Consider the following 16,102-nt stretch of genomic DNA (forward strand, 5'->3'; position numbering starts at 1 on the left):
GCCGCTAACGGCTCTCGCTCTGATACGAAACGATCGTCTTTTCCAGCGCGGCCCACGTGAGGCGCACGGCATCCGGCGAATGCAGGAATCGTGCGTCGTGATGCAGGCCGAGCGTGAAGCTGTACAGCTCGAAGAGCATCAGGTCCGGATCGGTATCCGCACGCAGATGGCCTTCTTCCTTCGCCTGCGAAATGGCACGCAGCATCGCGGCACGCCAGGCCGTCACGCTCGCGATCAACTGCTCGCGTACCGGGCTGTCAGGCCGGTCGTCGTACTCGACCGCACCGCTGATGTAGATGCATCCGGTCGTCACCTCCTGGATGCGCTTCTCCGTCCAGCGGGCCAGCATCGCCCGAAGGCGCGGCAAGCCTCGCGGCTCGCGCAGGCTCGGAAAGAACACCTCGTTCTCGAAACGATGGTGATACTCACGGACGACCTCGACCTGCAGGTCCTCGCGCGATCCGAAGTGCGCGAACACACCGCTCTTGCTCATCTGCATGCGCTCGGCCAGCAGGCCGATCGTCAGCCCCTCCAGCCCGTCACGGCTGGCGAGGTCCAAAGCAGCTTCGAGTATCGCGGCACGCGTCTGTTCGCCTTTTCGCATAGCTATTTCTGTAACCGTTCGGGGGTTCGAATAAAATCGAACGGCCGTACTATTATTGAGTGCGGCCGCTCGCGAAAACAAGGAAATTATTAGAAACCGGTGTCTAACCGAGCCGCTATTTTGCGCGATTCCGGAGGACCGGAGCGGCTTTTCCGCACGAACGTGCGGACAGATTGATGAAGCGGATGCTGAATCCGTGTCAGTCGTAACCGCCGACCGTCAGCGCCTTCATCACGAGGCGGTACGTGTTGTATGCGAGCCAGTTCAGCATACGCTCGATGCGCGGCCGTGCGGCGTACCGGGCGGCATCGATTTCGCGGCCTTCGGAGAAGGCGGCCGCGATCGCGTCGCGCAGCTGGTTCGTGACCGCATCGTAGCGCACCAGCACGACGTTCGCCTCATTGTTCAGCATCAGGCTCAGCGCGTCCAGGTTCGACGAGCCGACGGTCGCCCAGTTGTCGTCGATCACGGCCACCTTGCCGTGCAGCATCGTCTTGTCGTATTCCGCCACGCGCACGCCCGCGCGCAGCAGCGCGTGATACAGGAACGGCACGGCCGTATCGAGCGCCGCGAATTCCTTGCGGCCGATCAGGATCCGCACGTCGACGCCGCGACGTGCCGCGCCGGTCAGCGCGCGGCGCAGCTTGCGGCCCGGCATGAAGTACGGATTCGCGAGCAGGATCCGCTGGCGCGCCTGGCCAATCGCGGCGAGATACGCCTTCTCGATCGCGCGGCGGTTCACGACGTTGTCGCGCGCGACGAACGCGACGCTCGGCTCGGTCACGACCCGCAGCGCACCGGCCTTGATCCAGCGGTGGCTGCGCATCCAGCGCCGGAACATGTCCGGAAACGCCTCGCCGCCGTGCAGCCCCGCCGCGTACTGCGCGTACGGCTTGTGGCCGAACTGGATCCGGTGCCACTGCAGCTCGAACGCGGCGCGCACGTCCGACACCGCCGGCCCCGCCATCTCGACCGCGAAATCCCAGCGCGGAAACGGCAGCGTTGCGCTGCCCTGCGTGAAGTCGTCGACGATGTTGATGCCGCCGCAGAACGCGACCGCATGATCGATCACCGCGAGCTTGCGGTGCGTGCGCGAGAAGCCGAAGCGGCCGAACAGGTAGCGGTTGTAGATGCAATGCTCGACGCCGGCCTCGGCCCACATGTCGAACAGCGGCAGGCGCGCGGTGCCGATGCCGTCGGTGATCACGCGCACGCGCACGCCGCGCTGCGCCGCGCGGATCAGCGCATCCGACACCGGCCGGCCGGCCGCATCGTCGCAGAAGATGTAGGTTTCGAGCATCACCTGCTCGCGCGCCGCATCGATCCGTTCGATCAGCGCGAGGAAGAATTCGTTGCCGGTCTCGCAGAGCCGTACCGTGTTGCCGGCCGTGAACGCGAGCCGCGACGCGGAGCCGCGCTCCTGCAGGAACATCTGCCGCAATTGCGCGAAGCGCTTGCGGGTTTCCGCATTCATGCGGACGAGCCGTGCGGTGCCCGCGCGAGCGACACGCGCACGGGCAATTGCAGGATCGCCTCGGCATTCGACGGCGAGAAGCAGCGCGCGGCCGCTTCGCGGAACGGCAGCCACGCGTAGTCGACGTGCTCGCGCGGCGACAGCGTCACGTCGACGCGATGCGGCACGCACAGGCCGAACCAGTGCTCGACGTTGCGCGTGACGCCCGGAGCATAGCGATGCAGGTATTGCGGATAGATCGCGTATTCGATCCGGTGGTGCCAGTCGACCAGCGCGGTGGCCGGCACGTCGTGCGACCCGACCGCGATGCCGGTTTCCTCGGCGACTTCGCGTGCGGCCGTGAGCGCGAGCGGCTCGTCGGGCGCGTCCTTCGACCCGGTCACCGATTGCCAGAAATCGGGCTGGTCGGCACGCTTGATCACCAGCACGTCGAGTTCGGGCGTGTAGATCACGACGAGAACGGATTCGGGGATTTTCGGCGGCTTCGTCATCTTGGTTTCATGCGGCACAGGGCCGTGCGTCCGGCCTGTGCCCGAACGTGCGGCAAGTGCTGCGACTGTACCGCAAAAAGCGAAAAAGGCGCACCAGGCGCCTTCTTCGTTGGGCGTCGTGCGCGCGTCGCCGCGCACACGATCGTTGACAAGCGTTACGCCTTCGGCTGTTCCGGCTGACGCAGACGGATGTGCAGTTCGCGCAGCTGACGCTCGTCGACCGGGCTCGGCGCCTGCGTGAGCAGATCCTGCGCACGCTGCGTCTTCGGGAACGCGATCACGTCGCGGATCGAGTCGGCACCGGCCATCATCGTGACGATGCGGTCGAGACCGAACGCGATACCGCCGTGCGGCGGCGCGCCGTACTGCAGCGCGTCGAGCAGGAAGCCGAACTTCAGTTGCGCTTCTTCCGCGCCGATCTTCAGCGCGCGAAACACCTTGCTCTGCACTTCCTCGCGGTGGATACGCACCGAGCCGCCGCCGATTTCCCAGCCGTTCAGCACCATGTCGTAGGCCTTCGCGAGGCAACGGCCCGGGTCGGTCTCGAGGTACTCGAGGTGTTCGTCCTTCGGGCTGGTGAACGGGTGGTGTGCCGCGACGTAGCGCGCGTCTTCGTCGTCGTATTCGAACATCGGGAAGTCGACGACCCACAGCGGCTTCCAGCCGGCCTGGACGAGGCCGTTCGCCTTGCCGAATTCCGAGTGGCCGATCTTCAGGCGCAGCGCGCCGAGGCTGTCGTTGACGACCTTCGCGCGGTCGGCCGCGAAGAAGATGATGTCGCCGTCTTCAGCGCCGGTGCGCTCGAGGATCGCCGCGATCGAGGCGTCGTGCAGGTTCTTGACGATCGGGCTTTGCAGGCCGTCGCGGCCCTTCGCCTTTTCGTTGACCTTGATCCACGCGAGGCCCTTCGCGCCGTAGATGCGCACGAATTCCGTGTAGCCGTCGATGTCGCCGCGCGACAGCTCGCCGCCCTTCGGCACGCGCAGCGCCGCGACACGGCCGTCCTTCGCGTTGGCCGGCGTGCTGAACACCTTGAAGTCGACGTCCTTCATCGCGTCGGTCAGCTCGGTGAATTCGAGCTGCACGCGCAGGTCCGGCTTGTCCGAACCGAAGCGCGCCATCGCTTCCGAGTACGGCATCACCGGGAATTTCGCGTCGAGTTCGACGTCGATCGTCGTCTTGAAGATGTGACGGATCATGTCTTCGAACAGGTCACGGATTTCCTGCTCGCCGAGGAACGACGTTTCGCAGTCGATCTGCGTGAATTCCGGCTGACGATCGGCGCGGAGGTCTTCGTCGCGGAAGCACTTGGTGATCTGGTAGTAACGGTCGAAGTTCGCGACCATCAGCAGCTGCTTGAACAGCTGCGGCGACTGCGGCAGCGCGAAGAACTGGCCCGCGTTCACGCGCGACGGCACGAGGTAGTCGCGCGCGCCTTCCGGCGTGCTCTTCGTCAGCATCGGCGTTTCGATGTCGATGAAGCCCTGCTCGTCGAGGTACTTGCGCGCTTCGATCGCGACACGGTAGCGCAGGCGCAGGTTGTGCTGCATCTGCGGACGGCGCAGGTCGAGCACGCGGTGCGTGAGGCGCGTCGTTTCCGACAGGTTGTCGTCGTCGAGCTGGAACGGCGGCGTGACCGACGCGTTCAGCACGATCAGCTCGTGGCACAGCACTTCGATCTTGCCGCTCTTCAGGCCGGCGTTGACCGTGCCTTCCGGACGGTTGCGCACGAGACCCTTGATCTGCACGCAGAACTCGTTGCGCACGCCTTCGGCGGTCGCGAACATTTCCGCGCGATCGGGGTCGCACACCACCTGCACGAGGCCTTCACGATCGCGCAGGTCGATGAAGATCACACCGCCGTGATCGCGGCGGCGCTGCACCCAGCCGCACAGCGACACGGTTTGGCCCAGCAGGTGTTCGGTCACGAGACCGCAGTATTCAGTACGCATCGACATGATGTTTGCTTTCGTTCGGTTTGATCAACGGGCGCCGCAACGCGCGGCCCGGGCGATGATTCTTTACTTACAGCGGCGGCTCGACGGGACGGCGGGCGGGCGCCGGAGCCGGCGCCGAAGGCGCCACGACGCCCATCGAGACGATGTACTTGAGCGCGGCATCGACCGACATGTCGAGTTCGATGACTTCGCTCTTCGGCAGCATCAGGAAGAAGCCCGACGTCGGGTTCGGCGTCGTGGGCACGTACACGCTCACGTACTCTTCCGTCAGATGGTTGACCACGTCGCCGCCGGGCGCGCCGGTCAGAAACGCGATCGTATACGAGCCGCGGCGCGGGTATTCGATCAGGAGCGCCTTGCGGAACGCATTGCCGCTGCTCGACAGCAGCGTGTCCGACACCTGCTTGACGCTCGTGTAGATCGGCCCGACGACCGGGATGTGACGCACGACCGCGTTCCACCACGTGACGAGCTTCTGGCCGATGAAGTTCTGCGTCGCCAGCCCGACGACGAAGATGAACGCGAGCGTCAGCACCGCGCCGATCCCCGGCAGATGGAAGCCGAGCATCCGCTCCGGCTGCCACGATTCGGGCAGGAGCAGCAGCGTCTGATCCATCGTACCGATGATGAGGCCGAGCACCCACAGCGTGATCGCGAGCGGGACGAGAACCAGCAGGCCGGTCAGAAACACCGTTTTCAGGGTCGTCTTTTTCATCATCTGCCGTCAATGAACCGCGCCGGAAGCGCGGGTTGGTCGCGACCCGGCCGGGCCGCGACGGTCAACTGCCGGCGGCGGGCGCTGCGGCCGGGGCCGGCGCGGCGCTCGTCGTCGTACTTTCGGAACCCGACGCAGCGGGCGCGGCTGCCGCCGCCGCCGCGGCGGCCGGCGCTGCCGTGCCCGTGTCGCCGGACGCCGTCGCCGGCGCGCTGGTGCCGCCCGAGCCACCGCGGAAATCGGTGACATACCAGCCGGAGCCCTTCAGCTGGAAGCCGGCGGCGGTAACCTGCTTGCGAAAAGCATCCTTCCCGCATTCGGGGCACTGCGACAGCGGCGCGTCGCTCATCTTCTGGAGCACGTCCTTCGCGAAACCGCACGCTTCGCATCGATAGGCGTAGATCGGCATGATATTTTTCCCGCAGAAACTGGAAACGGCTTGCAAAACCTTGAATTATATCCGAAACCCCGGCGCACTCCGGCAACGGCCGCGACGCGCGGGCTTCAGCGACGGCGCCATGTGAGCCAGCGCTCGTTTCCGTCGAACACGGCCAGCGAATCGGTCACCGGCAGATCTTCGATCAGCTCGAAGTACGGCGCGAGCAGCGCATCGAGTTCGGCCCGCTCGATGCCGAACGGCGGCCCCTTCGGTTTCTTCGTCACGAAGAAATACCCGGCCAGCAGCGCACCGGCGGGCAGCAGTTCGGCCATCCGCGTCGCGTAACGGGCGCGCAGGCTCGGCGGCAGCGCGCACAGGAACGCGCGCTCGTACACCCACTGCACGTCGAACGGCGGCCGGTACGTGAAGAAATCGGCCTGCTCGACGACGTCCGCGTGCGCGCCGAGCTGCGCCTTCGCGGCCGCCACCGCCTGCGCGGCGAAATCGATCGCGCGCACGGGCCAACCGGCCTGCGCGAGCCAGCCGGCCTCCTGCGCACTGCCGCAGCCGGGGATCAGCACCGCGCACGGCGCGCGCCGCTGCGCAAACGCGCGAAACCCGTCCGGCACGCCGCCGAATTCCCACGGTGTCACGCCGCGTGCGAAACGCTCGTCCCAGAACGCGGCATTGCCGGGGTCGCGCGTCGCGAAATCGGCGGCGCTCGGCGCGGACGGTTGTTTCGGTTCGGACATCGCTCCGTCCCCTGCGGTCACGCGCCGTACGCGAGCGCGAGCAGCACGCGCGCGACGAGCGCCCCGACGCCGACGGCAAGACCGAAGATCAGCAATGCCTGCATCAGCCGGTTGGTCCGTTTCTGCTCGATGAGGATCTGGCGCATCAGGTCCTCGCTCGCCGCGCGCGGCGCATCGTGGCGCGCCGCCATCGCGTGGTGGATCAGCCGCGGCAGTTGCGGCAGCGTCTTGCTCCACTGCGGCGCCTCGACCTTGAAGCGCTCGTACCAGCCGCGCAGGCCGATCTGCTCGGTCATCCAGCGCTCGAGATACGGCTTCGCGGTCTTCCACAGGTCGAGTTCGGGATCGAGCGAACGGCCGAGCCCTTCGACGTTCAGCATCGTCTTCTGCAGCAGCACGAGCTGCGGCTGGATCTCGACGTTGAAGCGGCGCGACGTCGAGAACAGGCGCATCAGCACCTGGCCGAGCGAGATGTCCTTCAGCGCGCGGTCGAAATACGGCTCGCACACCGCGCGGATCGCGCTCTCGAGTTCCTCGACGCGCGTCTCGGGCGGCACCCAGCCCGATTCGAGATGCAGCGTCGCGACGCGGTGGTAATCGCGCTTGAAGAACGCGAGGAAGTTCTGCGCGAGGTAGTTCTTGTCGAAATCCGACAACGCGCCGACGATCCCGAAATCGAGCGCGATATAGCGGCCGAACGTGTTCGGATCGAGGCTCACCTGGATGTTGCCCGGGTGCATGTCCGCGTGAAAGAAACCGTCGCGGAACACCTGCGTGAAGAAGATCTCGACGCCTTCGCGCGCGAGCTTCTTGATGTCGACGCCGGCCGCGCGCAGCGTCTCGACCTGGCTGATCGGCACGCCGGTCATGCGCTCCATCACGAGCACCTGCGACGTCGAGAAATCCCAGAACATCTCGGGCACGAGCAGCAGGTCGAGGCCCGCGAAGTTGCGGCGCAGCTGGCTGCCGTTCGCGGCCTCGCGCATCAGGTCGAGCTCGTCGTGCAGGTACTTGTCGAATTCGGCGACGACTTCGCGCGGCTTCAGGCGCCGGCCATCGGCCCACATGCGCTCCGTCCACGTCGCGATGTCGCGCATCAGCGCGAGGTCGGAATCGATCACCGGCAGCATGTTCGGGCGCAGCACCTTGACCGCGACGGCCTTGCCCGCGTGCACGCCCTGCTTCAGCTTCGCGAAATGCACCTGCGCGATCGACGCGCTCGCGACCGGCTCGCGCTCGAATTCGTCGAACAGCTCGTCGACCGGCGCGCCGAGCGACTTCTCGATAATCGCGATCGCCACCGCGGAATCGAACGGCGGCACCTGGTCCTGCAGCTTCGCGAGTTCGTTCGCGAAATCGACCGACAGCAGGTCGCGGCGCGTCGACAGCACCTGGCCGAACTTCACGAAGATCGGGCCGAGGCTTTCGAGCGCGTGACGCAGCCGTACGGCGGGCGGATCGGAAAAGCGGCGGCCGATCGTCGTGATCCGCAGCAGCAGCTTCACGCGCCGGTCGTCGATCCGGGACAGCATCACTTCGTCGAGGCCAAAGCGGATGACGGTGTAGACAATCTTGATGAAACGGAAAATGCGCATGCCCTGCGGCCCTCAGTGCGCGCCGCGCGGGCCGGAGCCCGTGCGCGCGCCGATTTTTTGTTCGAGTCGCTCGACCCGCTTTTCGACCCGCGCGAGCGCATCGCGCGCCCGCGCCAGTTCGGCGTCGAAGCTGCCGAGCACCGTGCGCCGGACGACTTGCGGATTCTCGTCGAGCAAGTACTCGGCGACGGAATCGAGCACGTTGCGGCCGGTGCGGCGCGCGCGCGCGCCGGCGTCGCGCACGACCGTCGCGATCCGGTACGCCGCCGCGTCGCCGACCAGCTTCGCGAGATCTTCCTCAGGTTCCCAGCGCAGGTGCTCGGCCAGCTTCGCGATCTGGGTCGCGAACTCGGCGTCGCCCTCGATCTTCACGTGCTTCATCACGGCCGCCTGGCCGCCCTGCAGGAATGCGGCGACCGTGTCGCCCGCGAGCGCGATCGACACGTCGACGTGTTGCGCATCATGCGCTTCCACCGCGGACAGGTAGCCGTCGGGCTGCACGAGCAGCGTGAGCGTGACGGGCGGCACGTCGAGCCGGGCAGTCTTGCCCGCGTAAGGGATCAGGCGATCGCGCGCCCACGATTCGCGCGCGAGCAGGTGATTGACAGCAGCAGCAAAAGGCTTGGCGGCAAAGGTCATCGGGCTGGGAAAGAAAAAACCCGCGCAGGCCGGGCGCCCACGCGGGTTTCTATTGTAACGTCGGATCGTCGGCAGCCCGCGGCCAACCGCACACCCGGGCGGCAAGCGGTCGCAGTGCGGCGGCCGTCGCCCGGGCAGCCGGCAAGCCGGCCGCCGGTCACGCTCAGTGCGTGTTGATCTGCTGGATACCCGCGAGCAGCCAGCCCTGGCCGCCCGACTTCGACAGGTTCCACACCTCGTCGAACGGCGCCGCCGACGCATTCGCCGATTCGCGGATCAGCCCGTGGAAGCGCACGCTCGCCGACTGCTCGATGCCGCGATCCTCGATCGCGACCAGTTCCGCGTCGAGCTGCACGACATCGGTCTGGTTCGCCTCGTTGCCGCGCGAATCGAGGTCGATCTTGATCTCGGCGAACATTTCCGGCGTCGTGAACTCGCGGATGTCGGCCAGGTTGCCCTGGTCCCACGCCGCCTGCAGGCGCACGAAGTAGACCTTCGCGCTGCGCAGGAACGCTTCGGTATCGAAGCCGGCCGGCACCTGCAGCGGTGCGGCCGCCATCGCGCCCGCCGCGCCGGCGGCCGCTGCGCCGCCGCCGAACACGCCCTGCGCTTCGTTCGCGTAGCTGCTGCCGCTGCCCGCATAGTTGCTGCCGGTGCTGCCTTGCTGGAACGACGGGCTCTGCGAGTAGCCGCCCGACGACGAGGCCGAGCCGCCCACCGAGTACGCCGGTTCCTGCGGACGGCGACGGTTCATGAACTTGCGGATCAGCCAGATGCCGATCATCGCCAGCAAAGCGATCACAATGACGTTCGCCATCATGCTCGCGAACGCGCCGCCGAGGCCGAAGTGCGACAGCAGCGCCGCGATGCCGAGGCCGGCCGCGAGACCGGCGATCGGCCCGAGCCAGCGCGAGCGGTTCGGCTGCGCGGCCGGTGCCGGTGCGGCCGGGTTCGCGCGCTGCGCCTGCGCCGGCGCGGCCTGCTGCATCGGCTGCTGCGCGGGCGGCGTGGCCTGGCGCTGCGTGACAGTGGAACTCTGGCGGCCGATGCTGCGCCCGCCGCCCATACGTCTGGCTTCGGCGTCGAGCGATGCGAACGTGCCGGCCGTGAGCAGGCCGACCATCAGCAGCGTGCCGACCCGTCGAGCCCACGGCTTCGACGGCTTGCTACGGTTGAACAACGAACGCGATTCGGACATCAGCTTCTCCAGATGTAAGGCGAATGTATGGGAATAACCCCTTAGTACTTGGTTCCTAGGTGTAAAGCTACCACGCCACCTGACAAATTGTAATATTTGACGGCGTCGAGGCCCGCTTGTTCCATCATCGTCTTCAGCGTGTCCTGATCGGGGTGCATCCGGATAGATTCAGCAAGATACCGATAACTTTCAGCATCTTTCGCGAACTTGTCGCCAAGCCACGGTAATACTTTGAAAGAATACAGGTCATACGCTTTTTTCAGCGGATCCCAGACTTTCGAGAATTCCAGCACCATCACGCGGCCGCCCGGCTTCGCGACGCGGCGCATCTCGGCCAGCGCGGCGTCCTTGTGCGTCATGTTGCGCAGCCCGAAAGCGACCGTGACCACATCGAAGTAGTTGTCCGGAAAGGGGATTTTCTCGGCGTCGCACAGCAGCGACGGCGTCACGATGCCCTTGTCGAGCAGCCGGTCGCGGCCCACGCGCAGCATCGATTCGTTGATGTCGGTGTGCCAGACCTCGCCGGTCGGCCCGGCCGCCTTCGCGAACGCCTTGGTCAGGTCGCCGGTGCCGGCCGCGATATCGAGCACCTTGAAGCCGGGGCGCACGTTCGCCTGCGCGATCGTGAACGCCTTCCACGCGCGGTGCATGCCGGCCGACATCAGGTCGTTCATCAGATCGTAGTTGCTCGCGACCGAATGGAACACGCCCGCCACTTTCTTCGCTTTTTCGGTTTCCTCGACGCTTTCGAAGCCGAAGTGGGTTTTGCTCATCGCGTTGATCCTCAGTAAATGGCAAGACGGCGCCGAGCGGGCGCCGTCGATTTCAGTGGCAGTGGCCGTGCGGCGCGGGGGCCGCCGGCATCGGCGCGTCGCGCTCGACGCCCGCCGCCTGCAGTTTGTCGAAATAGTCGCGCCACAGCGCGTCCTGCTGCGTCGCCAGTTCGTACAGCAGATCCCACGAGTAGATGCCGGTCGAATGACCGTCGGAGAACGTCGGCTGCAGCGCGTAGTTGCCCACGCCCTCGAGCGCGGTGATCGTCACCTCGCGCTTGCCGGTCTGCAGCGTCTCCTGGCCCGGCCCGTGGCCGCGCACCTCGGCCGACGGCGAATAGACGCGCATCAGCTCGAACGGAATCCGGTAATTTTCGCCGTTCGGGTACTGCAATTCGAGCACGCGCGACACCGCGTGCACGACGACGCCGGACGGAATCGGCGTCGTGGAAGTCAAACCGCTCATGGCTGCCTCGAATCGGTCATGCGTTGAATTTCCTCGCGCACCGCATTGTGCAGCAGCGAGGCCTGCGCCGCGCGCGTGCGCAGCAGCGCCTCGGACACGCTGCGCTGGCGCGGCGCCCAGACGGGCTGCGGAAAATGGGCGTCGTTGGAGAAGCGCGGGATCACATGCCAGTGCACGTGCGGCACCATGTTGCCGAGGCTCGCGAGATTCACCTTGTTCGGCTGCATCACGCGGCGCACGGCGCGCTCCACCGCATACACCACGCGCATCAGATGTGCCCGCTCGGGCTCGCCGAGATCGGAAAACTCGGCCACGTGCGTGCCCCAGATCACCCGGCAGAAGCCAGGGTAATCGTGCTCGCCCGTCGCGAGCACGACGCGCAGCGCATCGTCCTGCCAGAGCACCTCGCCGCCGTCTTCACGGCAAAACACGCATTCCATCGTCGCTCCCATGTGGACGGGCGCCGGCGCATCTGCGCCGGCGCCCGCTCATTCCTGGCCCGCCCGGGCGGTCGTCATGCCCGCATTAGACCAGCACGCGCTCGATCCCGCCATTGTTCGCGTGTGCGACATAGTCGGCCATCCAGTTCTCGCCGAGCACCTGGCGCGCGATCTCGACCACGATGTAGTCGGCCTCGAGGTTCGCATCCTCGTTGTAGCGCGACAGGCCCTGCAGGCACGACGGGCAGCTCGTCAGGATCTTCACGTCCGGGCCGTTCGCGCTCGCGGCGGCCGGCGCCGGCGCGTTGCCGGCCACGACCGGGATGCTGCGCAGCTTCGCGGCGCCCTTGCGGATTTCCTCTTCCTTGCGGAAGCGGACCTGGGTGGAGATGTCCGGACGCGTGACCGCCAGCGTGCCCGATTCACCGCAGCAGCGCTCGTTCTTCTCGATCTTGTAGCCGTCCTTCTCCGCGCCCATCAGCTCGTTGACGAGCTTCACCGGGTCCATCGTCTTGATCGGCGTGTGGCACGGGTCGTGATACATGTAGCGCGTGCCCGTCACGCCGTCGAGCTTCATCCCCTTCTCGAGCAGGAACTCGTGGATGTCGATGATCCGGCAGCCCGGGAAGATCTTGTCGAATTCGTAGCCTGCGAGCTGGTCGTAGCAGGTGCCGCACGACACGACCACCGTCTTGATGTCGAGGTAGTTCAGCGTGTTCGCGACCCGGTGGAACAGCACGCGGTTGTCGGTGACAATCTTCTCGGCCTTGTCGTACTGGCCCGAGCCGCGCTGCGGATAACCGCAGCACAGGTAGCCCGGCGGCAGCACGGTCTGCACGCCCGCTTCCCACAGCATCGCCTGCGTCGCGAGGCCGACCTGCGAGAACAGGCGCTCGGAGCCGCAGCCCGGGAAGTAGAACACCGCTTCCGAATCGACGGTCGTCGACTTCGGGTTGCGGATGATCGGCACGATCTTGTTGTCCTCGATGTCGAGCAGCGCGCGCGCCGTCTTCTTCGGCAGGTTGCCCGGCATCTTCTTGTTGACGAAGTGGATCACCTGCTCGACCACGGGCGGCTTGCCGACCGTCGCGGGCGGATGCTGGGTCTGCTTCGTCACGACCTTCTTCAGCATGTCGTTCGCGAAGCGCTGCACCTTGTAGCCGACGCCCATCATCACGCCGCGCGCGGCGTTGATCGTCTGCGGATTGGTCGCGTTCAGGAAGAACATGCCCGCCGCATTGCCGGCGTTGAACTTCTTCTTGCCCATCTTGCGCAACAGGTTGCGCATGTTCATCGTGACGTCGCCGAAGTCGATCTTCACCGGGCACGGCGTCGCGCACTTGTGGCACACCGTGCAGTGGTCGGCCACGTCGTTGAACTCGTCCCAGTGCTTGATCGACACGCCGCGGCGCGTCTGCTCCTCGTACAGGAACGCCTCGACCAGCAGCGAGGTCGCGAGGATCTTGTTGCGCGGGCTGTACAGCAGGTTCGCGCGCGGCACGTGGGTCGCGCACACCGGCTTGCACTTGCCGCAGCGCAGGCAGTCCTTCACCGAATCGGCGATCGCGCCGATGTCGGACTGCTGCATGATCAGCGACTCGTAGCCCATCAGCCCGAAGCTCGGCGTGTACGCGTTGCGCAGGTCGGCACCGTCGAGCAGCTTGCCCTTGTTGAACCGGCCGTTCGGGTCGACGCGCTGCTTGTACGCGCGGAATTCGGCGATCTCGTCGTCGGTCAGGAACTCGAGCTTCGTGATGCCGATCCCGTGTTCGCCGGAGATCACGCCGTCGAGCGAGCGCGCAAGCGTCATGATGCGCGCGACCGCCGCGTGCGCATCCTGCAGCATCTCGTAGTTGTCGGAGTTGACCGGGATGTTGGTGTGGACGTTGCCGTCGCCCGCATGCATGTGCAGCGCGACGAACACGCGGCCGCGCAGCACCTGCTTGTGGATCGCCTGTGCTTCGTCGAGGATCTGCTTGAACGCGCCGCCGTTGAAGATCGCGCGCAGTTCCGCGCGAATCTCCTGCTTCCACGAGATGCGGACCGTGCGGTCCTGCGTGACGTGGAACACGGTCGCGCCCGGCTGCTCGTCCGCGCGATCGGCGAACTTCTCGGCAAGCGCCTCGTAGCCGAGCTGCACGAGGTAGTGCTGCGCCTCGCGAAGCGGCTGGTCGAGCCGGTCGCGCACGAATTCCCAGCGTGCGCGCACGCGCTTGAGCAGCTCCAGCGCCTGCTGCACGCGATCCTCGAGCAGTTCGGCGCTCGGGATCTCGTTCGCGTCGTCGGTCTTGCCGAGCGGCAGGTTGCCGGCGCGGAAGAACGCCTCCAGCGCGTCGACCAGCTGCAGCTTGTTCTTCAGCGACAGCTCGATGTTGATCCGCTCGATGCCGTCGGTGTACTCACCCATCCGGTTCAGCGGGATCACGACGTCTTCGTTGATCTTGAACGCGTTGGTGTGCTTCGCGATCGCGGCCGTGCGGCTGCGGTCGAGCCAGAAGCGCTTGCGCGCCTCCGCGCTGATCGCGACGAAGCCTTCGCCGCTCTTGCCGTTCGCCATCCGGATCACTTCGGACGTCGCGTGCGCGACCGCGTCGGCGTCATCGCCGACGATGTCGCCGATCAGCACCATCTTGGGGAATGCGTTGCGCTTGCTCTTCGTCGCATAGCCGACCGCGCGCAGGTAGCGCTCGTCGAGGTGCTCGAGGCCCGCGAGGATCGCGCCGCCCTGCTTCGACGTTTCGAACAGGTAGTCCTTGATCTCGACGATGCTCGGGATCGCCTCGCGCGCCTGGCCGAAGAATTCGAGACAGACGGTGCGCGTGTGCGCGGGCATCTTGTGCAGCACCCAGCGCGCGGACGTGATCAGCCCGTCGCAGCCTTCCTTCTGCACGCCCGGCAGGCCGGCGAGGAACTTGTCGGTCACGTCCTTGCCGAGGCCTTCCTTGCGGAACCGGCGGCCTTCGATCTCGAGCATCTCCGTCTTCAGCAGCTTCTCGCCCGGCGCGTACGCGCCGTCGAACCACTTCAGTTCGAAACGCGCGACCGCGATGTCGTGGATCTTGCCCTGGTTGTGCTCGTGGCGCGTGACTTCGAGCCAGTTGCCGTCCGGGTCGACCATCCGCCACCAGGCCAGGTTGTCGAGCGCGGTGCCCCACAGCACGGCCTTCTTGCCGCCGGCGTTCATCGCGACGTTGCCGCCGATGCACGATGCGTCGAGCGAGGTCGGGTCGACCGCGAACACGTAGCCGGCCGCCTCCGCCGCTTCCGTCACGCGGCGCGTGACGACGCCCGCGCCGGAGAAGATCGTCGGCACCTTGTGCGCGACGCCCGGCAGTTCGGTCAGCTCGACCGCGCCGAGCTGTTCGAGCTTCTCGGTGTTGATTACCGCGGAGAACGGCGTGAGCGGCACCGCGCCGCCCGTGTAGCCGGTGCCGCCGCCACGCGGGATCACGGTCAGGCCAAGCTCGAAGCAGGCCTTGATCAGGCCCGCGATCTCGGCTTCGGTATCGGGGGTCAGCACGACGAACGGGTATTCGACGCGCCAGTCGGTCGCGTCGGTCACGTGCGACACGCGCGACAGCCCGTCGAAACGGATGTTGTCCTTCTGCGTGCAGCGGCCGAGCGCCTTGGTCGCGCGGCGGCGCAGGTCGGCCATCTTGTCGAATTCGTCGGCGAACTCGTCGACCGCGCGCTGCGCGGCGGCCTCGAGCATCTCGACGCGCTCGGCGCGTTCGCGGCCCGCGTCGTCGTGGTGCGCGGTCAGGTCGGCGCGGCGGCGCTTGCCGATCTCGGTCAGGCGGTGGTTCAGCGCCTCGATCAGCAGCGCACGGCGCTTCGGGTTGTCGAGCAGGTCGTCCTGCAGGTACGGGTTGCGGCGCACGACCCAGATATCGCCGAGCACCTCATACAGCATCCGTGCCGAGCGGCCCGTGCGGCGTTCGGCGCGCAGTTCGTCGAGCACCGACCACGCCTCCGCGCCGAGCAGGCGGATCACGATCTCGCGGTCGGAGAAGGACGTGTAGTTGTAGGGAATCTCGCGCAGACGGGGCGCGGGGTCGGCGGCGACGGCGGCGGCCGCGCCATGCGGATCGAAAACTTGTGGTGCGTTCATGTTCGGACGACTCGGAGGGCCGATACACCGTGCAGGGGCGTCGGCAAGCGCGTGGGCGCAATCTTGGGGAAATCTGTTCTGTTGCCAGGCGTGCGACTAACTCGCATGGGGCCGGAACGGGACTGAACTCACCGTTCCCGACGGGTGGGGCCTGGCGGCACTCGGAGCCATCAGCACGATCGCGCGCGGCGCGCATGCCGCTCCGCCGCGGGGCTGGCTGCGCGCGGCGTCGGCTTCAACGGGGCGATCCGAGGGTGCCTCTGCATCTTCCGATCCTTGATTCAAAACGGAATTCTAACCCATGATCGGGCCACGCGTGACACGCCGGACAGGTCGTGGGGCTATCGCCGCAAGCCGCGCCGGGCTTGGCTCGGCACGTTTTCGCGCCGGAATTCGCCGTCCGTCCGGTCGGTAACCATGCGGTTAAACCGGTAAAAAGGGACGCCTCATGCGGCCAACACGCCGGCCGGCGCGGTTCCGCGACCGTGCGCCCGGCATGCCGCTTGC

The 16,102-nt window shown here is 66.6% G+C and carries 14 protein-coding genes and 1 pseudogene; 1 reads left to right on the forward strand and 14 read right to left on the reverse strand.

The genetic code is table 11. The annotated features are described in order from the left end of the window. Positions 1-4 precede the first annotated feature (4 nt). The 14 genes from DIE02_RS09515 to DIE02_RS09580 all read right to left on the reverse strand — a co-directional run bounded on the left by DIE02_RS09515 (position 5) and on the right by DIE02_RS09580 (position 15,595). Positions 5-604, reverse strand: a complete 600-nt coding sequence (locus DIE02_RS09515) for a TetR/AcrR family transcriptional regulator (RefSeq protein WP_006751498.1) — start codon at positions 602-604, stop codon at positions 5-7. 199 nt (positions 605-803) lie between these two features. After that, positions 804-2,078: a cardiolipin synthase ClsB gene (clsB, locus tag DIE02_RS09520; protein ID WP_124488606.1), complete on the reverse strand. Its 1,275-nt coding sequence runs from the start codon at positions 2,076-2,078 to the stop codon at positions 804-806. After that, the gene (nudB, locus tag DIE02_RS09525) at positions 2,075-2,569 is read right to left on the reverse strand and encodes a dihydroneopterin triphosphate diphosphatase (RefSeq protein ID WP_044846843.1); all 495 of its coding nucleotides are present in this window, start codon (positions 2,567-2,569) and stop codon (positions 2,075-2,077) included. The genes clsB and nudB overlap by 4 nt, the downstream gene beginning before the upstream one ends. Positions 2,570-2,724: 155 nt before the next feature. Further along, positions 2,725-4,527: an aspartate--tRNA ligase gene (gene aspS, locus DIE02_RS09530; protein ID WP_044846832.1), complete on the reverse strand. Its 1,803-nt coding sequence runs from the start codon at positions 4,525-4,527 to the stop codon at positions 2,725-2,727. Positions 4,528-4,594: 67 nt separating this feature from the next. Beyond that, positions 4,595-5,245, reverse strand: a complete 651-nt coding sequence (locus DIE02_RS09535; RefSeq protein WP_027785397.1) for a DUF502 domain-containing protein — start codon at positions 5,243-5,245, stop codon at positions 4,595-4,597. A 61-nt stretch (positions 5,246-5,306) separates the two neighbouring features. Further along, positions 5,307-5,651 carry an FmdB family zinc ribbon protein gene (locus DIE02_RS09540; protein ID WP_124488605.1) on the reverse strand — a complete coding sequence of 115 codons (345 nt, stop codon included), beginning with the start codon at positions 5,649-5,651 and terminating at the stop codon, positions 5,307-5,309. A 95-nt stretch (positions 5,652-5,746) separates the two neighbouring features. After that, complete coding sequence (locus DIE02_RS09545; protein ID WP_124488604.1) at positions 5,747-6,373, reverse strand: SAM-dependent methyltransferase; 627 nt, start codon at positions 6,371-6,373, stop codon at positions 5,747-5,749. A 17-nt stretch (positions 6,374-6,390) separates the two neighbouring features. Next, complete coding sequence (ubiB, locus tag DIE02_RS09550) at positions 6,391-7,968, reverse strand: ubiquinone biosynthesis regulatory protein kinase UbiB (RefSeq protein ID WP_044846835.1); 1,578 nt, start codon at positions 7,966-7,968, stop codon at positions 6,391-6,393. Positions 7,969-7,980: 12 nt separating this feature from the next. Further along, positions 7,981-8,607, reverse strand: a complete 627-nt coding sequence (locus DIE02_RS09555; RefSeq protein ID WP_124488603.1) for an SCP2 domain-containing protein — start codon at positions 8,605-8,607, stop codon at positions 7,981-7,983. A 163-nt stretch (positions 8,608-8,770) separates the two neighbouring features. After that, positions 8,771-9,805, reverse strand: a complete 1,035-nt coding sequence (locus tag DIE02_RS09560) for a Tim44 domain-containing protein (protein WP_124488602.1) — start codon at positions 9,803-9,805, stop codon at positions 8,771-8,773. Positions 9,806-9,846: 41 nt separating this feature from the next. Further along, positions 9,847-10,578 (reverse strand): bifunctional demethylmenaquinone methyltransferase/2-methoxy-6-polyprenyl-1,4-benzoquinol methylase UbiE, encoded by a 732-nt coding sequence (gene ubiE / locus DIE02_RS09565; protein WP_044846838.1) that lies wholly within the window; start codon positions 10,576-10,578, stop codon positions 9,847-9,849. 52 nt (positions 10,579-10,630) lie between these two features. Further along, positions 10,631-11,044 (reverse strand): gamma-butyrobetaine hydroxylase-like domain-containing protein, encoded by a 414-nt coding sequence (locus tag DIE02_RS09570; RefSeq protein ID WP_124488601.1) that lies wholly within the window; start codon positions 11,042-11,044, stop codon positions 10,631-10,633. Then, complete coding sequence (locus tag DIE02_RS09575) at positions 11,041-11,484, reverse strand: HIT family protein (protein ID WP_044846840.1); 444 nt, start codon at positions 11,482-11,484, stop codon at positions 11,041-11,043. Before DIE02_RS09575 ends, DIE02_RS09570 begins: the two co-directional genes overlap by 4 nt. Before the next feature lie 85 nt (positions 11,485-11,569). Beyond that, entirely contained in the window at positions 11,570-15,595 is a 4,026-nt protein-coding gene (locus tag DIE02_RS09580) for a DUF3683 domain-containing protein (protein WP_124488600.1), read from the reverse strand. Between DIE02_RS09580 and DIE02_RS36425 the strand changes: the two are divergent. Continuing rightward, positions 15,581-16,030, forward strand: a pseudogene (locus tag DIE02_RS36425) (hypothetical protein). The gene DIE02_RS09580 and the pseudogene DIE02_RS36425 sit on opposite strands and share 15 nt — an antisense overlap. The last annotated feature ends 72 nt before the right edge of the window (positions 16,031-16,102 follow it).

This window comes from Burkholderia sp. Bp8991 (assembly GCF_003853795.1).
Classification (GTDB): domain Bacteria; phylum Pseudomonadota; class Gammaproteobacteria; order Burkholderiales; family Burkholderiaceae; genus Burkholderia.